We start from the raw sequence: 21397 nt of genomic DNA, 5'->3' as shown, positions 1-21397 counted from the left end.
TCAGTGGTGCGCGGCCTGCTCGGCGCGCAGTCGGCTCAGCACCTGGTCGCGCAGCTGCTCGGGAGCCGTCTCCTTGCACGCACGGGCGAGCACGGCGGTCAGCGTCGTGGCCACCAGGGCCTCCTCGCGGCAGGCCGGGCAGTTGTCCAGGTGCTCCTTGATGTCGGCGTGCTCGGTCTTGCACACCTCGTTGCGCAGGTACTCCTCGAGGTCTTTCCTCGCCTTGTCGCAGCCGCAGTCGCTCATTTCGTGCTCCTCGTCGCGGGCACGTCGATGCCACGCTCTCTCGCATAATCGGCGAGCAGGTCACGAAGCAGTCGCCTGCCACGGTGCAGGCGACTCATGACCGTGCCGATCGGGGTCTTCATGATGTCCGCGATCTCCTGATACGCGAAGCCTTCGACATCCGCGAGGTAGACCGCCAGGCGGAAGTCCTCGGGGATCTGCTGCAGCGCGTCCTTCACCGCCGACGCCGGCATGTGGTCGATCGCCTCCGCCTCGGCGGAGCGGGAGCTGGTGGCGGTCGTCGACTCCGCGCCGCCCAGCTGCCAGTCCTCGAGGTCGTCGATCGTGCCCTGGTAGGGCTCGCGCTGCTTCTTCCGATACGTGTTGATGTACGTGTTGGTGAGGATGCGGTACAGCCACGCCTTCAGGTTCGTGCCCTGCGTGAACGACGCCCACGACGCGAACGCCTTGACGAAGGTCTCCTGCACCAGATCGGCGGCGTCGGCGGGGTTGCGCGTCATCCGCATCGCGGCGGCGTAGAGCTGATCCATGAACGGGAGCGCCTGCTCCTCGAACTGGTCTCTGGGCTCCGGGGCCGTCTGCGGGTCCTCGGTGGTCTGCGGGTCTGTCGCCGCCTCGTGTTCCATCAGGCGCCAGTCTACGTCGCCGACCACGTCGTACACCGATGGCAGCGTGGCGATCATGACGCTCCTCACAGCGGGATGTCCGAGGGTCTCACTCGGGCGGGACGACGGGGTTCGTTAGGGTAGAACCCGATGACTGCGTCCGGGTATTCCCAGCCTCCCTCCGCCGCCGACGCCGCGGCCGTCGAGGGTGCCTGGCCGGCGCCCACCCGAGACGTCCCGGTGCACGCCACCGTGACCGTTCCGGGCTCGAAGTCGCTCACCAACCGCAAGCTCGTGCTGGCCGCCCTCGCCGATGCCCCGAGCACGCTGATGTCCCCGCTGCACTCCGACGACTCGGCGCGCATGATCGATGCGCTGCGCACCCTCGGCGTCGAGATCGAGGAGCTCCCCGCGTCCGGACCCTTCGGCCCGGACCTGCGCGTCACCCCGCCGAGCTCCTTCCGCGGCGATGTCGTCATCGACTGCGGACAGGCCGGCACGGTGATGCGCTTCATCGCCCCGCTGGCCGGTCTCGCCGAGGGAGACGTCACGATCACCGCGCACGAGAGCGCGCTGCACCGCCCTATGGGCGTCATGATCAAGGCTCTCCGCGAGATCGGCGTCGACATCGACGACGGCGGCAACTGGGCGCTCCCCTTCACGGTGAAGGGGCGCGGCCACATCCGCGGCGGCGAGGTCACCATCGACGCGAGCACGTCGAGCCAGTTCGTCTCGGGGCTCCTTCTGGCCGCTCCGCGGTACGACGTCGGCCTGCACCTGCTGCACTCCGGAGCCCGGCTCCCGAGCCTCCCGCACATCGACATGACCGTCGAGGCCCTGGCACGCCGGGGCGTGCACGTGGAGCACGCGCAGCCCCACGAGTGGCTGGTGCCCGCCGGCACCCCGCGCGGGCGCGACGCCAGCGTCGAACCCGACCTGTCCAACGCGGCGCCGTTCCTCGCGGCCGCGATCCTCACCGGCGGCGCCGTCACGATCCCGGCGTGGCCGGCGACCTCGACGCAGCCGGGCGCACTCCTCACCGACATCCTCACCCTCATCGGCGCCCGCACCTCGCGCCGCGGCGGCGCGCTGACGGTCACCGCCGGCGACCGCATCGCCGGTGTCGACCTCGACCTCACGGCGGCCAGCGAGCTGACGCCCACGCTGTTCGCCCTGGCGGCCTTCGCCGACGCCCCGTCGACTCTGCATGGGATCGGCCACATCCGCGGCCACGAGACCGACCGCATCGCCGCGCTGGTGTCGAACCTTCGGGCGCTCGGCGGCGACGCGGAGGAGCTCCCCGACGGCATCCGCATCACCCCCGCCCCGCTCCACGGCGGGCTCTGGCGCGCGCACCACGATCACCGCATCGCGACGGCGGGGGCCATCATCGGCCTGCGCGTGCCGGGAGTCGAGGTCGACGACATCGGCACGACCGCGAAGACCATGCCCGAATTCCCCGAACTGTGGCGGGCGATGCTGGCAGGCGACGCGTGAGCGGTCGACGGCGGCGATGAGCTGGCTCGACGACTACGACGACGACGACGAGTCGGACTTCGACGAGTCCTCCGTCCGCGTCCGCCCCAACCCGAAGGCGAACCGGCCGCGCACCAAGCGCCGCCCCGCCCACGCCGATGCGCGCATCGCCCGCGTGCTGGGGGTGGACCGCGGCCGGTACACCGTCCTCGTCGACGAGGACGGCCCCGACGAGCGTCAGGTGTCGGCCACCCGCGCACGCGAGCTGCGCAAGCAGCCGATCGTCACCGGAGACCGGGCGCGCATCGTCGGCGACTCCTCCGGAGATGACGGCACGCTGGCGCGCATCGTCGGGATCGAGGAGCGCACCTCGCTCCTGCGCCGCAGCGCCGACGACACCGATCAGGTCGAGCGAGTGGTCGTCGCCAATGCCGACCAGATGCTCGTCGTGGTGGCCGCAGCCGACCCGGAGCCCCGGCCCCGCCTCGTCGACCGCTACCTCATCGCAGCCCTCGACGCCGGCATCCGGCCGCTGCTGGTCGTGACGAAGACCGACCTCGCCGACCCGAGCGGGTTCCTCCGCCACTTCGAGGGGCTCGACGACCTCGAGGTGTTCACGAGCGGGCACGGCGACATGCCGGTGGATCGGATCGGCGAGCGCCTCGTCGGCCACTCGACCGTCTTCGTCGGACACTCCGGAGTGGGCAAGTCGACGCTGGTCAACGCCCTCGTGCCCGACGCGGCCCGGGCGACGGGGCACGTCAACGAGGTCACCGGTCGAGGACGCCACACCTCGAGCTCCACCGTGTCTCTGCGCTACCAGAGCCCTGCGGGCAAGGGGTGGGTGATCGACACGCCGGGTGTGCGGTCGTTCGGCCTGGGTCACGTCGATCCCGCGAACATCCTCCGCGCCTTCACCGATCTGGCCACCGTGGCCGAGGAGTGCCCGCGCGGCTGCACGCACCTGCCCGATGCGCCCGACTGCGCAATCGTGGAGGCCGTCGCCGAGGGGCGCCTCGGCGACCGCGGCGCCGCGCGGCTGGACTCCCTGCAGCGCCTGCTGGCGACCTTCGCCCGGCCCTGACCCGCGTGCCCGCGGCGAACCCGGCGGCAAGCCTGCGGCGAACCCTGCAGCGCCGTGCGCTCACTATCCTGGGAGCATGACCCGCCTCGAACCCGGCTCCCCCGCTCCCGCCTTCACCCTGGTCGACCAGGACGAGCGGGAGGTGTCGCTCGACGCGCTGCGCGGGCAGGGCGTCGTCCTGTTCTTCTACCCCGCTGCCATGACCCCGGGCTGCACCACCGAGGCGTGCGACTTCCGCGACAGCCTCGCCCCGCTGCAGGCCGCCGGCTACACGGTGCTCGGCGTGTCCCGCGACGACCCCGCCACGCTGCGCGAGTTCCGCTCGCGTGACAGCCTCCCCTACGACCTGCTGAGCGACCCCGACCACCGGGTGCACGACGCCTACGGCGCGTGGGGCGAGAAGATGAACTACGGCAAGGTCGTCGAGGGCGTCATCCGCTCCACGTTCGTGATCGGCCCGGACGGGACCATCGAGCACGCGCTGTACAACGTGAAGGCCACCGGGCACGTCGCCCGGATCCGGTCACTGCTCGGCGTCTGACCCCTCCGCCTCCGCGGCGCGCATGCGGCGTCCGGCGGCCCGGGCGCTCGCGACCAGGGCCGCGAGCACGACGACGGCCGGCACCGCCAGCGCGGCCGCGAAGCCGGGCTGCGGGTCGGGGCCGGTGAGTGCGCCGAGCGCGACGGCGAGCGCCAGCAGCTGGGTGACGATTCCGCCGCTGCGCCCCCAGGAGCTCCCGCGCCAGACCGCGACTCCGAAGGCGACGACCGCGATCGCCCCGACGACCGTGAGGACGATCAGCGCGATCGAGCTGGCCACCGACTCGGTGTCGCCGGAGACGAGGGCGACGATCTCCCATCCCGCCAGGACGAACAGACCCGCCCCTTCGGCGCCCAAGGCGACGGCGGCGAAACGCTCGACGGGACGGGTGCGCATGGGCCGGAGGACTCCTCGGATCGGTGCGCGGAGCGTCGCGCGACCGTGCCGGCCTTTAAGGCCACGCACAGCAAACTGGTCTGGAAATGCCATGTTCACCCTTGATTCACCTGCCGCCGCATGGGACGATTGATGAAGCGTGTGCTCCCACAGCGCAGTGGGGCGAGCAGTTGCTCGCACACTTCCAGGGTAATCGACGTCCACCCGGCGTCCGTCCCACCCGAACTTCATCCCGCATCAAGGAGCACCACACCATGGATTGGCGCGACAAAGCCGCCTGCCTGACCGTCGACCCGGAACTCTTCTTCCCCGTCGGCAACACCGGACCCGCCGTCGACCAGATCGAGAAGGCGAAGGCCGTCTGCGCGCGGTGCACGGTCACCGAGATCTGCCTGCAGTACGCCCTCGAGTCCGGTCAGGATTCGGGCGTGTGGGGCGGTCTGTCGGAGGACGAGCGCCGCGCTCTCAAGCGCCGCGCCGCCCGCGCGCGCCGCGCCTCCTGACGCCTCTCCGAACGGTGTGCCGTCCGGCGTCGTCCGTCCCAGCGGGCTCTCAGAGCCGCATGATCATCGACATCGGCAGGCGCCACATGCGCGCCACCGGCGCGATGTTGCCGATCGCCGCGGCGAGCGCCCCGACGCCGAGTCCGAGCACGGCGGCATCGACCGGATAGCTCGACGCCGCCGTGTCGGGAAGTGTCGCCATGGCCGACACCATGGCCGGATGGGCGACGACCGAGACTGAGATGGCCGCCGCTGCCGCAGCGCCGGCGACGACCTGCGACTCGATCACCATCGCCAGCGCGAGCGCCGGACGCGGCATTCCGAGAGCTCGGCGCAACGCGAGCTCCCACGCGCGTTCGCGTGAGCGCGACAGGCCGATGTTGAGGATGCCGACGGACAGGGACAGCACGCTGAACGTCCCCACGACGACGAAGGCGATCGTCGCCGCGCTCAGTTCGGCGAGGAGCTCGTCGAGCCGATCGGTGCGTTCGACGCGCTCGACGAGAGCGGAACCGGCGATGCTCTCGATGCCCGTGAGGACCTCGCGCACGACGGCGGCGTCGAGTCCGGGGGCGGAGACCGTCAGGGCCGAGGTCCGGTCATCGCTGAGCACCACCGCGCCGGCATGCTCTTCCAGGCGTACGTAGACGCAAGGGTCGCGCAGCCCGTCCTCGACGATGCCCCGGATCACGACACCGGTCCCGTCGTCGGTCCGCAGGACGTCGCCGATGCCGGCGCCGAGACCCGCCGCCGCGCGGTTCACGACGCCCGTCGGCACGAGCGACGCAGTGTCGTCGAGCCAGGCGCCGGCGAGGACCGGCCAGCGTCGCACCGCGATCAGCGCGGGCGTGGTCAGCACGACCTGCGTCTCGACGAGGTGCTGCGGAGCGGTGACGGCCAGGGTCGGCAGTCGCACGACCGGCGCCACCGCGGCCTGTTCCGGCGTTCGGCGCTGCAACTGCGCCGTCAGTCGTTGCAGATCCACCGGGGACGCCGTCGCGTACAGGTACGCGGTGACGGTGACACGATGGCCGCTCTCCAGTGCGGACTGGTGCTCGATCGTGCGCGCCATCGTCGTGGAGGCGCCGGCGACCGTGACGATCCCGACGAGACCGAGCAGCAGGGTGACCATCGTGAGGAGATGGCCCCGCGCGTGCCCGCGGAGGAGCTGACCGGCGAGGCGGAGCGTCTTCACGGGACCACCTCGACCGACGGTCCCGCCCGCTCAGCCCGTTCAGTCCTCTCAGCCCGCGTGCCCGAGACCTCGTGCAGACGGCCGTCGGCGAGTTCGCGGACGGTGCCCATCTGAGCGGCGACCCCCGGGTCGTGCGTGACCACGAGCAGGGCGCAGCCGCGCTCGTGCGTGGCCTGCCGGAGGAGCCGGAGCACATCGGCGGCCGTCGCTTCGTCGAGCGAGCCCGTGGGCTCGTCGGCGAGGAGCAGGTCGGGCTCGCACGCGAGCGCCCGGGCGATGGCGACCCGCTGCTGCTCGCCACCGGAGAGCTCGCGTGGGCGGCGCCGTCGCAGATGCGCGAGGCCGAGCTCGCCGAGGAGATCGTCCGCCCGCCGGCGGCGCTGCACCGGTTTCAGGTGCCCGGCGGCATCCATCGGCACGGCGACGTTGCTCGCGGCGGTGAGGTAGTCGATCAGCCGAAAGTTCTGGAAGACGAACCCGAGGCGCCGGGCCCGAAGTACGGCACGATCTCGTTCACCGAGAGCCTCGATTCGCTCTCCCCACAGCCATCGCTCCCCGTCGGTGAGGTCGTCGAGGAGTCCGAGCACCGACAGCAGCGTGCTCTTCCCGCTTCCGGACCGGCCGATCACGGCGAGCGATTCGCCTGCGGCGATCGTCAGGTTCGTCGCGTCGAGCACGGGCCGCCCGCCGACCACCTTCGTGCCCCGCACCAGGCGGAGGACATCGCGGGTCATTCGAGGAGACTCGGGCTCGGGACCAGCACCTCGTCGCCTTCGCGGAGGCCGTCGACGATCTCGACGACGTACCCGTTCGACCCGCCGAGAGTGACCTCGCGCTCGACGATCTCGTCTCCTTCTCTCACGGAGACACGGGCACGGTCGATGGTGCCGGCGACCGCCTCCAGCGGCAGCGAGAGGACGTCTTCGTGGGTGGCGAGCGTGACGACGAGCTGTCCGGTCATCCCCGTGAGGACGCGCACGGACGCCGGGATGGCACAGGCGAGGAAGGAGTCACCTTCCTGGACGAGGGCGGGGTCGGCGGAGCTCGGCACGGGGTCCACGAGGTCGCAGGCGAACGGTCCGGAGGAGCCGAGCACCTCGCCCTCTGCCCTCCCGGGCACGTCGAGGTCGGCCAGTCCCTCCGTCGACGCCGCCAGCCGCAGCAGGTCTTCCCCCGTCACCGGGGCGCGCAGGGCGAACCCGTCGTGCACCGCTTCGGCGAGAGGAAGCCCGGCGACCACCTCGGCCCCCGGTTCGACGAGGAGTCGTTCGATCCGGGCGCGTGCTCCGACGGGGAGCTCGCGCCCCGAGCCGAGCCGCACCGCCAGCGTGTCGTCGTGCTCGACGAAACTCCCGGACGCCGGGGCCGTGACCTGGAACGTCATCCCCGACACGACCGTGGCAGGAAGCGAGAGCACCGTGTCGAAGGTGCGCCGTTCGACCGTCTCGGTCATGAGCGTCGCCTCGGACGCCTCTGCGTCGTCGGCATATGGCGGCGCCGAAGGAGCGATGCAGGCTGAGAGGAGACAGCCCAGGAGCATCGCGGCGACCGCGGAGCCGAGCGCGCGTGCGCTGTCGACAGAACGGGCGGCCATCAGGATTCCACGTCGCAACCCACGGCGAAGTCCTTCAACGAGCTCAGGTCGCCCGTCCGCGCCCCGCCGAGCACCTCGAGCTCCCACACCCGGCCGGGATCCTCGTAGTAGAGGCGATGGAATCTGGAGTGCAAGGCCGACTCGAGCATGTCGAGCGCCTCGTCGAGCCTCGCCCGGTCGTCGCCCGCTTCGAGCGCCTGCACCATCCACGTGCACTCCCAGTAGATGTATGCCTGACTCTCCCCCGATCCGGTTTGGAAGAGATCGGTCGTCTCAGGGTCGGTCACGGTCTGGCTCTCCAGCGGCGGATGAGTGTTGACCCCCTCGGGAAACGGCAGGTCGTCTGGGAAGTTCTCGAGCGTGCGGTCGTATTCCGCGCGCATCTCGTCGTAGGACATGAAGCCCTCCTGCGTGACGGCATCGGCATCGCAGCCCGCGAGGCTCGTCATCAGAAGGCAGAGGACGACGCCGAAGCCGCCGACGCGGCCGAAAAGACCGGCAGGCTTCACGAATCCCCCTCGCAACCGACCGCGAAGTCCTTCAGCAGCCTCAGGTCGCCCTGCCGAGCACTCCGAAGCACTTGGTTCTCCCAGACCCCGCTGGAGTCGTCGAAGTGTCTCGCACGCATGTCGGAGTCAAGCGCGGACTCCAACATGTCCAACCCCTGATCGGCCTTCTCCCCCACACCGTCCGCAGCCAGCACTTGCATCATCCACGTGCACTCCCAGTACACGTATGCCTGTCCCGAGCCGGAACCCACCTCGAAGAGATCAGTGGTCTCTGGGTCTGCGACGATCTGGCTCTCGAGCGACGGGTGGGTGGGCACACCCTCGGGGAACGGAAGGTCGGCCGGAAAGTCCTCAAGCGTCCGGTCGTACTCATCGCGCATCTCGTCGTAGGACATGAAGCCCTCCTGCGTGACGACGCCGGAAGTGCATCCTGGGAGCGCAGAAACAGCGAGCACGAGACCGACGAACGTCCTGGTCGCTCCCGAGTGCCTACGTTGAGCCGTCACCACGTGATGTCTCCCTGCCAGCGGATCTTGATCGGGTCGAAGCTGCCCTGAAGCTCGCCCATCATCTGACCCGACAGCTTGTAGCGCCCACTGGGGATGACGGTCGATCCGGTCGACGAGTACCAATACGTGGTCTGCCCGGTGGTATGGAAGAGCGCGCGGTCAGACACGCGAACTCCGTCGTTGTCCCTCATCCACAGGCGGAAGTTGAACGCGGTCACCCTGTCCAGATACATACGCGGTCGGGTGGTCGAGACGTGGTCCCGGAATGTTTGATAGTTCACGACGAACCCGCGGCCGTTCAGTTCACCCCAGACGTTGCTGTAGTAGTACGCGTGCGCGGGGACTGCGACCCCGAGGACGATCGCCGCGGTGAGGACGACTGCGGCCACCGGCTTCTTGATTGCTCTCATGTATGCATGAAAGCACGACTCATGAAAGCGCGCCTATGTTCTCCACAGTCTGCCGGGCGAATCGCCGTGCGGCGGCTCTCAGCCCCCGGGACGGTCGATGTAGCGCAGGGGGATCTCGATCGTCACCTCGGTGCCCGAGCCGAGGATGGTGTGCCAGTCGATGGTCCCGCCCAGTTCGCCCTGGATGAGCGTTCGGACGATCTGGGTGCCGAGTCCCCGGCCCACCTGCCCCTCGGGGAGACCGACTCCGGTGTCCCGGACGCGCACGCCGAGCTCCTCGTCGGTGCGCTCCGCGATGATCTCCACTTCGCCCTCCTGATCGGCCAGGCCGTGCTCGACGGCGTTGGTGACCAGTTCGGTGAGCGCGAGCGCGAGGGGCGTCGCGTACTCGCTCGGAAGAGTGCCGAAGGTGCCGGTCTTCACGGTCCGCGCCCGGGTATTGGGCGAGGCCGCGACTTCTGCGACGAGCTTGAGCACCCGGTCGAAGACGTCGTCGAAGTCGACGTTCTGCGCGAGGCCTTCCGAGAGCGTGTCGTGAACGACGGCGATAGCCGAGACGCGGCGCATGGCCTGCGTCAGGGCGTCGCGCGCGTCGTCGGAGTGGGTGCGGCGGGACTGGATCCGCAGGAGTGAGGCGACGGTCTGCAGGTTGTTCTTGACGCGGTGGTGGATCTCGCGGATCGTCGCGTCCTTCGTGATGAGCTCCTGCTCCTGGTGGCGGATCTCGGTGACGTCGCGGCAGAGCACGATCGCGCCGATGCGGGTGCCGTGGTCCTTCAACGGGATCGTCCGCAGCGACACCGTGACGCCGCGCGCCTCGATGTCGGCCCGCCAGGGAGCGCGGCCGGCCATGACGATCGGCAGGGACTCGTCGAACTGTCGCGAGGCGGGTAGGAGCGCGGTGGCGACCTCGATGAGCGGTTCGCCCTCGAGCTCGTCGTCGAATCCGAGGCGGTTGAACGCCGACAGTGCGTTCGGGCTCGCGAACGTCGTGACGCCGTCCACGTCGAGACGGATGAGCCCGTCCGACGCGCGCGGCGCGCCGCGCCGGGGCGAGGTCGGTGCGGCGAGATCCGGGAAGTCGGCGGCCGCCATCATGCCGAACAGGTCGTCGGCGCAATCGTTGAAGGTGATCTGCTGCCGCGACGGCGTCCGAGCCTCACCGAGGTTCGTGTGCCGGGTGAGGACGCCCACCACCGTTGCCGGGCTGTCGGCGGTGGCGCGTGCGCGGACGATCGGCACGGCGCGCACCCGCGTCGGCGTCTCCTCGAACCAGTCGGGCGAGGCGGAATCCACGATCCGCAGCTGTGTGAAGGCGTCCCTCACCTGCGTGCGCCACTGCGGACGGACCCGGTCACCGACGATGTCGCGATAGAAGAGCGTCGCCGCCCCCGACGGGCGGGTGTGGGCCACGGCGATGAAGGAATCGTCGTCGGTCGGCACCCAGATCACGATGTCGGCGAAGGCGAGGTCGGCGAGCAGCTGGCCGTCACCGGCCAGGCGGTGGAGCCACTCCACGTCCGCCTCGCTGGACCGGCCCTGGGCGTAGACGAGATCGCTGAGTGTCGACACGACTCCAGGCTACCGACCTCGTCACACGCGCGGTGCGACCGGCCGCCGCGATGGTCTTCGTCGCCTCCGGCGCGGCGACGGGGGCGGGGGCGGCGGCTCGAGGGCCTCACCTACGAAGCGGCGGATCGCCGCCGTGAGCGCCGAGCGCCCAGCGGCCCGGAGTACGGGCTGCGCACTCAGGAGCGCGGCATCGACGGCCCGCGCGTCGGCAGGTGCGAACCACATCTCCCCCGCGCCGGCGTAGCGCTCGATCGCCCGACGCACCTGGGTGCGCGGATCGAGCCCGAGCACACCGGGCCGCGTCTTGTTGACGAGGATCCGCACCGGAGTCGCCCCGATCACGGCCCGCAGCTCGGAATGCGCGCGGACGAAGCGGGAGATCCCCACCGGATCGGCCGCGACGACCGCGACGACGAGATCGGCGACCCGCAGGGCGCCCAGGGTGGCGGCGTTGCGACGCGGCCCGTCGAGATCGCTGACGATCTCCTCGTCGAGTTCGAGTGACGCCGCGACGTCGACGACGACATCATCGGCCCAGTCCCGGCAGACGGTGAGCGCGGCCTGCACCCGCTCCACCGACAGTTCCGGCCACCGCCCCGGACGGTTGATCCCGGTGAGGACGCTGACGCCGCCGTGCGGCAGGGATATCCGTTCGAGCTCGTCGACGGACAGGGCGCCTCGTGCGGCCTGACGGCATGCCGCCGCGAACCCCGGGCCCTCATCCGCCAGCCCCGTCGCCAGCGCGACCGACGGCGCGTGCGAGTCAGCATCGACGAGGGCGACCCGGCGGCCGTCGCGGGCGAGCTCAGCCGCGAGCCCGATGGCGAGCGTCGTCCGCCCCGGCGACCCGGCGGCCCCCCACACCACGATCACGCGGCCACGGCCGCGGCCGACCGGCCGGGTCGAGTCCCCGGCCGCCGGGTCGATCACTTCGCGCGCCGGCGCATCGGCATCGACGGCGCGGACCCCGAATCGCTCCGCCAGCCGCTGGTCTGACGCGCGCGTGCACCGCGCGACGATGCGCACCCCGAAACGGTCGCACGCCGCCACCAGCGCGGCCGTCAGCGCGGCGCGGTCCGCGTCGACGACCAGTACGTCGGCCGACGAGAGGGCCGCCACCAGTCCGGCTGCTGCCGCGTCGACGGTCGCGTCGGCCACCACCGCGGCAGGCGCGGTGGCCGCGACGACGGCGATCACCTCGACGCCCTCCATCCGCAGATCCTCGGCCAGCGCGCGCCCGCGCGCTCCGCCGGCGACGACCACCCTCACGGCAGCAGCCCCGACAGCGGCACCACGGAGAGCCGCGAGCCGTCGGCGAGGGCGGCGAGGGCGGCCGAGACGTCGACGCGGGCGATCACGAGCTCGAGCGACGTCTCCCCACCCCCCATCACGGTGTCTCCGCGCGTGACCGACAGGACGGTCGCCGACGCGACGAGCACGCGGGGCGTGCCGTACGTGCCGCGCTCGAGCTGCGGCGCCGCCCACACCTCGACCACGGTCCCGGCGCTCACCGCGACCGGCACATCGCCGGCCACGGGAAGCACCACCGTCGTCACCCGCGCCGCATCGGCGCTCCCCACTGCGGCGCGCGCGATCAGCTCGCCGCGCTCGATGGTGCGGGTGACGACCGCCCCGGGCTCCAGAGCGTCGGGAGACAGATAGCCTCCGCGAGCGGCGCCGAGCGCGACGTCGACGACGTGGAGGTCATCCGGCGAGATGGCCTCGCCGGGCACCAGCGTGCGCGCCGCCGCGAGAGCGGGAGCGGTCTGGCGCGCGGTGATCACGACAGCCCAGACACCGGCGACGGATCCGATGATGAGCACGATCCCGAGAAGGAAGCGGACATCCGCCCAGAAGGCGCGCGGGCGTGGACGGGCGTCGGCGGAGCTCATCGCCCCATGGTGGCGGGATCGCGCCGGCGCCGTCGGGACTGTCCACAACCGGCGGGAGACTCCGGGCGGGCGGTGCCGCGGGACGTTTTCTCCACAGTCGCCGCACCCCATGGCGCAGCATGAGCCGCGAGCGGATAATGGCGTCATGCCCGAAGCGCCTCGCCCCGACGTGCGCATGCTCGGCGCCGCGCAGGTCGCGGAGATGCTGAGCATCGACACGGACGAGGTCGTGGCTCTGATCCTCGACGGCCGGCTGCGCGGCGCGAAGCTCGGCTCTCCCCCGCGCTGGCGGATCGCCGAGGACAGCGTCGACGAGTACGTCGAGGCGCAGACCGAGGAGGCGCGGCGCATGGCGCTGTGGCGCGAGTCCAACGCCGCGAGCTTCCCGGAGCTGTGGGGACGCGGCGGCGCGCACGGCGACTGACCCGCTGATCGCGGACGACGGTCGATCGGATCAGGGAAGCGCGGCCGGGGCTTCCGGGCGCACACTGGCGACCGCGGCGAAGGTCACCAGGCGGTAGCCGGCGACCTCGCCGCGCCGCCGCGGGGCGCCCGCGTCGTGGAGAGCGAGATCGAAGTGGTCCGCTCCCGCCCGGTCGATCGTGCCGGTGAGCGATCTGCCGGTGGCGATCTGCACCCTCACGGGGATGCGCTTCCGGGCGAGGTCGCGCAGCACGAATCCGAAGGTCATGCGACGTCGCAGCGCCGGACCCGCCGAGGCGCCGCGAGCGCTGCCGACGAGGTCGATCTGGGTGAGCCCGAGGGCGACCACCGCACTCAGGGGCACGAGCACGGCGTCGCCTCGCGGCTCCGGGGCGACGGCGACCCAGTCGGCGCCGACGGCGCTCACCCGCCCGACGAGCACCGTCTCGTCGCACAGGTCGAACGACACCGCTCCCTCGCCCTCCCCCGCCACGGCGACGGGGCGCTCGCGAAGGGTGATGCGCGACAGCCGCAGGCGCTCCGCCTCGGAGTCCAGGGCGGCCCGCTCGGCCTCCCATTCGGAGTCGAGCTGATCTTCCAGATCTTCGAAGAAGCGGTCCCAGCGCACGCCCAGAGCGTAGGCGATGCGGCCGGATGCCCTCGTCGCGGTTCCACAGGCGTGGACCGGCCTCGCGGGGGTCCACAGGTTGGAGCTTTCTCATACCGCCGTCGACGTGCGTGTGCTCTACTCATCCGGACTCCCCCCGTCGTGAGGAGGCCCGCCGTGTCCACAGCTTCTGGCGGAGCCCGATCCCGACCTCGCGTCGGCCGGGCTCTCGACGTCGCGGAGTACTTCGCGCGCAACGCACCCCCAGTGTCGCGTTGCCGCCGCCGGAGCCGCTCGTGCGCAACCTGACCATCGGTGTCCTGGAGGTCCTGGCCGGCGTGCGCGAGGTCGAGCAGCTCGCGCGCTGGCTCGGGGAGGACGCCTTTCGAGCCCTGGTCACACGGGCGAATCTGTCGGCGCGCGCCCGCAGCGCCCGCGGCGTGCCGGCGGCGCGCCCCGTCCATCACATCCTGCGCATCCACCACTCGGCCCCCGCCGACGGCATCGTCGAGGCGGTCGCCATCGTGGCGGGACCGGTGCGCACGCGCGCCGTGGCCCTGCGCCTCGAGGGGTGGGACGGGCGATGGCGGGCGACATCGCTCGCGCTCCTCTAGGGCCGCCCGCCAGCGGCGCCGGCGACGACTACTGCCGGTAGGAAGACAGGAAGTTTCCGAGTCTCTCGACGGCTTCGGAGAGCACGCGCGCCTCGGGCAGTGTGACGATCCGCAGGTGATCGGGCGTCGGCCAGTTGAACCCCGTCCCCTGCACGAGCAGCACGTGCTCGGCGACCAGGAAGTCGTAGACGAACTTCGCGTCGTCGCGGATCTCGTGCACCTCGGGGTCCAGGCGCGGGAAGGCGTAGAGCGCCCCCTGGGGCTTCAGGCACGTGACGCCCGGGATCTTCGTCAGGCCCTCCCACGCGGCGTCGCGCTGCTCGTGCAGCCTCCCCGACGGCGCGATGAGGGCATCGATCGACTGCACCCCCGACAGAGCCGCCTGGACGGCGTGCTGAGCCGGCACGTTCGGGCACAGCCTCGTCGAGGCGAGCAGCTGGATCCCCTCCAGGAAGCCCGCGGCGTGCTTCTTCGGACCCGTGATCACCATCCAGCCCGAGCGGTACCCCGCGACGCGGTAGGTCTTGGAGAGCCCGTTGAACGTGAGGCAGAGCAGGTCGGGGGCGAGCGTGGCCAGCGGGATGTGCTCCGCGTCGTCGAAGAGGATGCGGTCGTAGATCTCGTCGCTGAGCAGCAGCAGGTCGTGCTCCCGCGCGATCTCGACGATCCCGGTCAGCACTTCGCGGGTGTAGACGGCGCCGGTGGGGTTGTTGGGGTTGATGACGACGATCGCCTTGGTGCGCGGCGTGATCCGCTCCCGGATGTCGTCGAGGTCGGGCTGCCAGCCGTTCTCGTTGTCGCAGCGGTAGTGCACCGGCGTGCCACCCGCGAGGCTGGTCATCGCCGTCCACAGCGGATAGTCCGGTGCGGGGATGAGGACCTCGTCGCCTTCGTCGAGCAGGGCCTGCATCGTCATCGTGATGAGCTCGGAGACGCCGTTGCCGAGATACACGTGGTCGGGGTCGAACGGGGGGAAGCCCTCGACCTGCTCGTAGCGCGAGACGATGGCCCGCCGCGCGGACATGATCCCCCGGCTGTCGCTGTAGCCGTGGGCGTGCGGGATCGCCTCGATCATGTCCCGGACGATCTGGTACGGCGCCTCGAACCCGAAGACGGCGGGGTTGCCGGTGTTCAGCTTGAGGATCGTGTGGCCGTCCGCCTCGAGGCGGTCGGCCTCGACCAGGGCGGCGCCGCGGATCTCGTAGAGGACGTCCTTGAGCTTCGACGACTGATCCAGGATGCGGGGACTCATCGGATCAGGATATCGCCGGGCCCGTGGTGCCAATCGACGGCGCGTGGCCCTCGCCGCGGCTCGGCGGCGAGGGCGTGAACCGGTGGGCTACTTCTTCTTGCCCGCTGCGCGACGGTCGGCCCGGTTGAGCGGAGCGCTCTGCGACGGCTCCGGCGCCTCGGTGCGCTGACCGAAGGCGCCGCGCGGAGCCTCGGCGGGCGAGGCCTGCGTGGCCGCCGCCTGGCGGAGCTTGCTCGTGGCCGCCTGCTGCACCTGACCGCGGTCGTTGCGGACCTCGACCTCGCCGGCGTCGTTGGCCGCCGTGTACTGCAGCTTCTGGGCCTCGACCGCGGGCGCCGTGAGCCCCTTGGCCTCGACCGACTCGCCGGCCTGACGCACCTCGACGTCCAGGTTGTAGAGGAAGCCGACCGACTCCTCCTTGATCTGGGCCATCATCGACTGGAACATCTGGTAGCCCTCGCGCTGGTACTCGATCAGCGGGTCGCGCTGGGCCATCGCACGAAGGCCGATGCCGTCCTTGAGGTAGTCCATCTCGTAGAGGTGGTCGCGCCAGCGGCGGTCGAGCACCTGCAGCACCACGCGGCGCTCGAGCTCACGCATCGCCGCGCTGCCGAGGGTCTCCTCGCGCTTCTGATAGGCGATCTTGGCGTCGGAGAGGATCTCGCGCTTGAGCACCTCGGGGGTGACGCGACCCTTGCTCCCACTCTCGGCGACGACCTCCTCGATCGTCACCCCGACCGGGTAGAGCGTCTTCAGCTCGGTCCACAGCGCGTCGAAGTCCCAGCTCTCGTTGTGACCGCTGCCGGTGTGGTCGTCGATGACGGCCCCGATCGCGTCCTCGATGAAGTGGTGCACACGGTCGGAGAGGTCATCGCCCTCGAGCATGTGACGACGATCGGCGTAGATCGCCTCGCGCTGACGGTTCAGCACGTCGTCGTACTTGAGCACGTTCTTGCGGATCTCCGCGTTGCGCGCCTCGACCTGCGACTGCGCGCTCTTGATGGCACGCGAGACCATCGAGGACTCGATCGCGACGTCGTCCGGGAAGTTGGTGCGCGCGAGGATCGCCTCGGCGGCGCCCGACTGGAACAGCCGCATGAGGTCGTCGGTCAGCGACAGGTAGAACCGGCTCTCGCCGGGGTCGCCCTGTCGTCCCGAGCGGCCGCGGAGCTGGTTGTCGATGCGACGGGACTCGTGGCGCTCGGTGCCGAGGACGTAGAGGCCGCCGGCGGCGACGACCTTCGCGGCCTCCTCGGCCACGGTGTCGCGCATGGCGGTGTAGACCTCGTCCCACGCCGCCTCGTACTCCTCCGGGTTCTCCTCGGGGTCGAGGCCGCGCGACTTGACCTCCTGCACGGCGAGGAACTCGGCGTTGCCGCCGAGCATGATGTCGGTACCGCGGCCGGCCATGTTGGTCGCGACGGTCACGGCGCCCAGGCGACCGGCACGGGCGACGATCTCGGCCTCGCGGGCGTGGTTCTTCGCGTTCAGCACCTCGTGCTTGACGCCCTTCTTGGCGAGCAGGCGCGAGAGGTACTCGCTCTTCTCGACGCTCACCGTTCCCACGAGCACCGGCTGCCCGGTCGCGTGGCGCTGGGCGATGTCCTCGACCACCTGCGCGAACTTCGCCTGCTCGTTCTTGTAGACGAGGTCGGACTGGTCCTTGCGGATCATGGGCTTGTTCGTCGGGATCGGCACGACGCCGAGCTTGTAGGTCGACATGAACTCGGCCGCCTCGGTCTCGGCGGTTCCCGTCATGCCGGCGAGCTTCTCGTAGAGACGGAAGTAGTTCTGCAGGGTCACCGTCGCCAGGGTCTGGTTCTCGGCCTTGACCGGGACCGCCTCCTTGGCCTCGATGGCCTGGTGGATGCCCTCGTTGTAGCGGCGTCCCACGAGGATGCGGCCGGTGTGCTCGTCGACGATCATGACCTCGTCGTTCATGACGACGTAGTCGGTGTCGCGCTTGAACAGCGCGAGCGCCTTGATCGAGTTGTTGAGGAACGAGATGAGCGGCGTGTTGGCCGACTCGTAGAGGTTGTCGATGCCGAGGTAGTCCTCGACCTTCTCGATGCCGGGCTCGAGGACGCCGATGGTCCGCTTCTTCTCGTCGACCTCGTAGTCCACGCCCGCCTCGAGGGTCTTGGCGATCTTGGCGAACTCGACGAACCAGCGGTTAGCCTCGCCCGACGAGGGACCGGAGATGATGAGCGGGGTGCGCGCCTCGTCGATGAGGATCGAGTCCACCTCGTCGACGATCGCGAAGAAGTGCCCCCGCTGGACGAGGTCCTCCTTGCGCCAGGCCATGTTGTCGCGCAGGTAGTCGAAGCCGAACTCGTTGTTCGTGCCGTAGGTGATGTCGGCGGCGTACTGCTCCCGGCGCACCTCGGGCGTCTGGCCCGCGATGATCGTGCCGGTGGTCATGCCCAGGGCGCGGTACACGCGGCCCATGAGCTCGGACTGGTAGGACGCGAGGAAGTCGTTGACCGTGATGACGTGGACGCCCTTGCCCGCGATGGCGTTCAGGTACACGGCGAACGTCGCGGTGAGCGTCTTGCCCTCACCGGTCTTCATCTCGGCGATGTTGCCGAGATGGAGTGCCGCACCGCCCATGATCTGCACGTCGTACGGGCGCTGACCCAGTGTGCGCTTGGCCGCCTCGCGGACGGCGGCGAAGGCCTCGGGCATGAGCTTGTCCAGCGACTCGCCGGCCTCGTGACGGGCGCGCAGCTCGGCCGTCTCGCCGCGCAGCTCCTCGTCGGTCAGCTGCGCGTAATCCTCTTCGAGGGCGCCGACGGCCTTCACGACCTGCTGGAGCCGCCGGAGGATGCGTCCTTCACCGGCACGGAGCAGTTTCTCGAGAGGGTTGGCCACGGAGGATCTCCATCTTTCGGGTGCGGGTGGCGCGGGGTGCCACCGGTGACGCGCGCCCATGCGCACAGCACAACTCCCCATGTTATGCGGTTGTGACCTTGAAGCGTGCTGTATACGGAGCACGGCAAGCGCTCAGTCTCGCCCGTCGCAGGAGTTCTAGGATCGAGCCATGGCCGGATTCTGGGGCAACCGCAAGAAGGAACGCGAAGCGCAGGCTGCGGAGGACGCCGAGCTCACCCGCCGTGCGAGTTCCGCCCTGGTCGCCGCCGACGAGCGCATCCGCACCACCAGCGACGAGCTCGTCTACGCGGAGGCCGAGCTGGGCGCCGACGCGACGCGTCCGCTGCGCGAAGCCCTGGACGCGGTGCGTCAGCATCTGGCCGAGGCCTTCCACCTCCACCAGCTGAACCACGACGAGATCCCCGACACCTCCGAGGAGCTGCAGTCGCGCGGCGCGCGGATCCTCCAGCTGTGCGAGTGGGCCCAGGAGCTGCTCGACGACCGCACCGAGGCGCTCGCCGGACCGATCGAGCGCGCGCGACGCGCACCGGAGATCATCGACGGGATCCGCCGCGACGTCGAGCGGCTGAGCGCGCGGCTGCCCCAGGTGAAGGTCACCATCGACCGTCTCACCTCCCGCTACTCCGCAGAAGCGCTCCGCAAGGTCTCCGGCAACCACGCCGAGGCCTCGCAGCTGCTCGACTTCGCGAGCCACGGCGCCGACATCTCGGAGCGCCGTCGCGAGTCGGGCCAGCGCGAGCAGGCGAACCTGGCCCTGGAGACGGCGATCGAGGCGGTCCGCCGCGCGACCACCCTGATCGACGCGGTGGACAGCTACGAAGTGGAGGCGCTGCGCGCCGAGTCCACGCTGGATGCGATCGTGCTCGACTCGCGCGAGGATCTCGCGGCTGCGCGCGACATCGCCGGCGTCCCCGCGGTCGCGGGTGCCATGACCGTCCTCGAGAAGGAGCTCGGCTCGCTGGCTCCGGCGGGGACGCCGACCGACCCGTTCGCCGAGCTCACGCGTCTGCGCGAGGCGAACGCGGCGCTGGACGTCGTGGTCGCCAAGGCGCGCGAGCGCGCGGCGCGCCCGGTCGTGCCGCAGGCGCACGTCTGGCACGCGATCGACGACGCCGACCGGCAGCTGGGCGTCGCCCGCAGCGTCATCTCCGGCCACCGGGGATGGATCGGCGCCGACGCGCGCACCCGGCTGGCCGAGGCGGAGCGCATCCGCCTCGACCTCGCCTGGAGCAGCGGCACGCCGGTGCCCGAGGACGACCGCGACCAGGCGATGGCCGATGCCCGCCGGTGCGGCCAGCTCGCCTCGGAGGCGCTCCAGCTCGCGCAGCGCGACATCGACTCCTCCCGCCCCCAGGGGCCCGGCGGCGGCAACTGGGGCGGCGGCGGATGGGGCGGCGGCAACCGCGGCGGCGGCGGCGACGTCATGGGCGGGATCCTCGGCGGCCTGGTGATCGGCAGCATCCTGGACGGCATCTTCGACTGACGCCCGGCGAGCCGGGGACGGACAAGGAAAGAGGGGGACGCCGCGCGGCGTCCCCCTCTTTCATCCCGGTGTCAGGAGGCGAGCTCCTGAACCGGCGGTGCCGATGCGGTCAGCGAGATGACGCCGTAGTCCCAGCCCTTGCGGCGGTAGACGACGCTCGGGTGATCGGTGCGTGCGTCGATGAAGAGGAAGAAGTCGTGGCCCACGAGCTCCATGCGGTCCACCGCCTCCTCGACGGTCATCCACTCCGCGTCGAAGTTCTTGGTGCGGATCACGACCGGCGTGTAGTCGGCCTCGTCGTCCTCGGCTGCGACGATGGGCACCTCGCCGGTGGCGACGGCATGCAGGACCTCGACCGAGGCCGGCTGCACGTCGATCCCCTCCAGCGCGCCGCTGCCCTTCTCGAACTTCGCACCGCGCGGGTGGTTGCGGGCATCGACGCGCTTGTCCTTGGCCCGTCGCAGCTGCTCTGCGAGCTTGTCCACCGCCAGGTCGAGAGCGACGAACTTGTCGCCGTCGGTCGCCTCGGCGCGGACCACGGGCCCCTTGCCGGTGACGGTGAGCTCCACCGTCTCCTCTTCGCGACCGCCGTTGTGATACGCGCGGTGCGTGACCTTGACGTCCATGCGCTGAGCGCGTGGAGCGAGGTTCTCGATGCGGGTGGACTTCTCTTCGGTGACGGTACGGAAGCGATCGCTGATACCCACCCCGACGCCGACGATGCTGGTTTCCATCCCTGACCTCCTTGTTCCGGGTCCTCCCGGTCAAGGGCGGACCCTGAGTTCGCCTTGTCCCCTCCACGCTATCCGCGCTTCACCCGGATGTCACGCACGGATTGCCCCGGTGTCGTCACCGCCGCAGTCGCCGCGGGGTCGCGGCCAGCGCGACCGCGCCCACCACCTCCACGCCCGCCGCGCGCAGCACCGCCACCGCTTCGCCGAGCGTCGCCCCCGTCGTCACGACGTCGTCGACGACCACCACCGGCAGCGCCGTCGACGCGCGCACGCGCATGGTCCCGACGACGTTGCGGGCCCGCTCGCCGCGGCCGAGACGTCGCTGATCTCCGGCGGCCCGGCCCGGGGCGAGCAGCCGGACCGGGCGCACCCCCGCCCCGCGCAGCAGCACCTCGACGACGGAGTAGCCGCGCCTGCGGATCGCGGCGCGCGAGGCGGGGACCGGCGCCACCGCGACCCCGCCCGCACCAGCTCCGCCCGGGACCCTGCCGAGGCCGTGCTCGAGCGCGTCGCCGAGCGCCGTGCCGAGCGCACGGGCGAGCCCGGTGCGACCGTCCTCCTTGAGCGCGCGGATGACGCTCGCGGGCACGCCGTCGAACTGCAGCGCGGTCGTGAGAGGGGTGCCGTCGGAGAGGAGGCTCGAGCGCGGGCGGGGCATCAAGAGCGCCCGGCACGCGCCGCACAGCTCGACTCCGGGCAGGTCGCAGCCCGCGCACCAGGTGGGGATCAGCAGCGACAGCGCACCGGCGAACGCCGCGCGGAGGCCGCGACGGTGCGGCGAGTCCGCGCGTGGATCGGGGCGGGCGGCATCGAGCTCGGTGGGAGGCGGCATCCGGCCAGCCTGTCGTGGCCGCGAGGCA

General features: G+C 71.0%; 24 protein-coding genes. 7 read left to right on the top strand and 17 right to left on the bottom strand.

The window, feature by feature from the left end; genetic code table 11:
- Positions 1-246, bottom strand: a complete 246-nt coding sequence (locus ACPWUT_RS03840) for a zf-HC2 domain-containing protein (protein ID WP_284529845.1) — start codon at positions 244-246, stop codon at positions 1-3.
- Positions 243-929 carry a sigma-70 family RNA polymerase sigma factor gene (locus ACPWUT_RS03835; protein ID WP_284529843.1) on the bottom strand — a complete coding sequence of 229 codons (687 nt, stop codon included), beginning with the start codon at positions 927-929 and terminating at the stop codon, positions 243-245. The genes ACPWUT_RS03840 and ACPWUT_RS03835 overlap by 4 nt, the downstream gene beginning before the upstream one ends.
- Before the next feature lie 72 nt (positions 930-1001).
- On the opposite strand from ACPWUT_RS03835, the gene aroA reads away from it, so the two are divergent.
- The 3 genes from aroA to bcp all read left to right on the top strand — a co-directional run bounded on the left by aroA (position 1002) and on the right by bcp (position 3952).
- On the top strand, positions 1002-2348 hold the full coding sequence (aroA, locus tag ACPWUT_RS03830) for a 3-phosphoshikimate 1-carboxyvinyltransferase (RefSeq protein ID WP_284529842.1): 1347 nt from the start codon (positions 1002-1004) through the stop codon (positions 2346-2348).
- A 16-nt stretch (positions 2349-2364) separates the two neighbouring features.
- Entirely contained in the window at positions 2365-3411 is a 1047-nt protein-coding gene (gene rsgA / locus ACPWUT_RS03825; RefSeq protein WP_425840800.1) for a ribosome small subunit-dependent GTPase A, read from the top strand.
- Between the two features lie 76 nt (positions 3412-3487).
- Entirely contained in the window at positions 3488-3952 is a 465-nt protein-coding gene (gene bcp, locus ACPWUT_RS03820; RefSeq protein ID WP_284529839.1) for a thioredoxin-dependent thiol peroxidase, read from the top strand.
- Here the strand turns inward: bcp and ACPWUT_RS03815 are convergent.
- A complete protein-coding gene (locus tag ACPWUT_RS03815) occupies positions 3935-4348 on the bottom strand; it encodes a histidine kinase (protein WP_284529838.1) in 414 nt (137 codons plus the stop codon). The two genes, bcp and ACPWUT_RS03815, sit on opposite strands and share 18 nt — an antisense overlap.
- Before the next feature lie 254 nt (positions 4349-4602).
- On the opposite strand from ACPWUT_RS03815, the gene ACPWUT_RS03810 reads away from it, so the two are divergent.
- Positions 4603-4851 carry a WhiB family transcriptional regulator gene (locus ACPWUT_RS03810; protein ID WP_036295594.1) on the top strand — a complete coding sequence of 83 codons (249 nt, stop codon included), beginning with the start codon at positions 4603-4605 and terminating at the stop codon, positions 4849-4851.
- 49 nt (positions 4852-4900) lie between these two features.
- On the opposite strand, the gene ACPWUT_RS03805 is transcribed toward ACPWUT_RS03810, so the two are convergent.
- The 9 genes from ACPWUT_RS03805 to ACPWUT_RS03765 all read right to left on the bottom strand — a co-directional run bounded on the left by ACPWUT_RS03805 (position 4901) and on the right by ACPWUT_RS03765 (position 12532).
- Positions 4901-6046, bottom strand: a complete 1146-nt coding sequence (locus ACPWUT_RS03805) for an ABC transporter permease (RefSeq protein WP_425840795.1) — start codon at positions 6044-6046, stop codon at positions 4901-4903.
- Positions 6043-6780 carry an ABC transporter ATP-binding protein gene (locus ACPWUT_RS03800; RefSeq protein ID WP_425840792.1) on the bottom strand — a complete coding sequence of 246 codons (738 nt, stop codon included), beginning with the start codon at positions 6778-6780 and terminating at the stop codon, positions 6043-6045. Before ACPWUT_RS03800 ends, ACPWUT_RS03805 begins: the two co-directional genes overlap by 4 nt.
- Positions 6777-7640 (bottom strand): hypothetical protein, encoded by an 864-nt coding sequence (locus tag ACPWUT_RS03795; RefSeq protein ID WP_425840790.1) that lies wholly within the window; start codon positions 7638-7640, stop codon positions 6777-6779. Before ACPWUT_RS03795 ends, ACPWUT_RS03800 begins: the two co-directional genes overlap by 4 nt.
- A complete protein-coding gene (locus tag ACPWUT_RS03790) occupies positions 7640-8149 on the bottom strand; it encodes a hypothetical protein (RefSeq protein WP_425840787.1) in 510 nt (169 codons plus the stop codon). The genes ACPWUT_RS03795 and ACPWUT_RS03790 overlap by 1 nt, the downstream gene beginning before the upstream one ends.
- Complete coding sequence (locus ACPWUT_RS03785; protein ID WP_284529827.1) at positions 8146-8544, bottom strand: hypothetical protein; 399 nt, start codon at positions 8542-8544, stop codon at positions 8146-8148. The genes ACPWUT_RS03790 and ACPWUT_RS03785 overlap by 4 nt, the downstream gene beginning before the upstream one ends.
- A 107-nt stretch (positions 8545-8651) precedes the next feature.
- Positions 8652-9068, bottom strand: a complete 417-nt coding sequence (locus tag ACPWUT_RS03780) for a hypothetical protein (protein WP_425840784.1) — start codon at positions 9066-9068, stop codon at positions 8652-8654.
- Between the two features lie 78 nt (positions 9069-9146).
- Positions 9147-10640 (bottom strand): sensor histidine kinase, encoded by a 1494-nt coding sequence (locus ACPWUT_RS03775; protein ID WP_284529824.1) that lies wholly within the window; start codon positions 10638-10640, stop codon positions 9147-9149.
- A gap of 21 nt (positions 10641-10661) precedes the next feature.
- Complete coding sequence (locus ACPWUT_RS03770; protein WP_425840781.1) at positions 10662-11909, bottom strand: AAA family ATPase; 1248 nt, start codon at positions 11907-11909, stop codon at positions 10662-10664.
- Positions 11906-12532, bottom strand: a complete 627-nt coding sequence (locus ACPWUT_RS03765; RefSeq protein ID WP_425840778.1) for an SAF domain-containing protein — start codon at positions 12530-12532, stop codon at positions 11906-11908. The genes ACPWUT_RS03770 and ACPWUT_RS03765 overlap by 4 nt, the downstream gene beginning before the upstream one ends.
- A 145-nt stretch (positions 12533-12677) precedes the next feature.
- Between ACPWUT_RS03765 and ACPWUT_RS03760 the strand changes: the two genes are divergently transcribed.
- Positions 12678-12956, top strand: a complete 279-nt coding sequence (locus ACPWUT_RS03760) for a helix-turn-helix domain-containing protein (protein ID WP_425840775.1) — start codon at positions 12678-12680, stop codon at positions 12954-12956.
- 30 nt (positions 12957-12986) lie between these two features.
- Here ACPWUT_RS03760 and ACPWUT_RS03755 read toward each other — a convergent pair whose 3' ends face one another.
- Positions 12987-13583, bottom strand: a complete 597-nt coding sequence (locus tag ACPWUT_RS03755) for a hypothetical protein (protein ID WP_425840772.1) — start codon at positions 13581-13583, stop codon at positions 12987-12989.
- A gap of 275 nt (positions 13584-13858) precedes the next feature.
- On the opposite strand from ACPWUT_RS03755, the gene ACPWUT_RS03750 reads away from it, so the two are divergent.
- Positions 13859-14176 carry an Rv3235 family protein gene (locus ACPWUT_RS03750; protein ID WP_425840769.1) on the top strand — a complete coding sequence of 106 codons (318 nt, stop codon included), beginning with the start codon at positions 13859-13861 and terminating at the stop codon, positions 14174-14176.
- A gap of 28 nt (positions 14177-14204) precedes the next feature.
- On the opposite strand, the gene ACPWUT_RS03745 is transcribed toward ACPWUT_RS03750, so the two are convergent.
- Positions 14205-15428 carry a pyridoxal phosphate-dependent aminotransferase gene (locus ACPWUT_RS03745; RefSeq protein ID WP_425840766.1) on the bottom strand — a complete coding sequence of 408 codons (1224 nt, stop codon included), beginning with the start codon at positions 15426-15428 and terminating at the stop codon, positions 14205-14207.
- An 87-nt stretch (positions 15429-15515) separates the two neighbouring features.
- Positions 15516-18299, bottom strand: coding sequence for a preprotein translocase subunit SecA (gene secA, locus ACPWUT_RS03740; RefSeq protein ID WP_425840763.1), 2784 nt, complete (start codon positions 18297-18299; stop codon positions 15516-15518).
- Between the two features lie 169 nt (positions 18300-18468).
- Between secA and ACPWUT_RS03735 the strand changes: the two genes are divergently transcribed.
- The gene (locus ACPWUT_RS03735) at positions 18469-19803 is read left to right on the top strand and encodes a hypothetical protein (protein ID WP_284529810.1); all 1335 of its coding nucleotides are present in this window, start codon (positions 18469-18471) and stop codon (positions 19801-19803) included.
- A gap of 71 nt (positions 19804-19874) precedes the next feature.
- Here the strand turns inward: ACPWUT_RS03735 and hpf are convergent, their stop codons facing one another.
- Complete coding sequence (hpf, locus tag ACPWUT_RS03730; RefSeq protein WP_284529809.1) at positions 19875-20537, bottom strand: ribosome hibernation-promoting factor, HPF/YfiA family; 663 nt, start codon at positions 20535-20537, stop codon at positions 19875-19877.
- A gap of 115 nt (positions 20538-20652) precedes the next feature.
- On the bottom strand, positions 20653-21369 hold the full coding sequence (locus tag ACPWUT_RS03725) for a ComF family protein (protein ID WP_425840759.1): 717 nt from the start codon (positions 21367-21369) through the stop codon (positions 20653-20655).
- Positions 21370-21397 lie beyond the last annotated feature (28 nt).

The organism is Microbacterium sp. PA5, from assembly GCF_049860775.1.
GTDB lineage: Bacteria > Actinomycetota > Actinomycetes > Actinomycetales > Microbacteriaceae > Microbacterium.
Note: the sequence above shows the minus strand (reverse complement) of the source record. Positions and strands in the feature narration are given on the sequence as shown.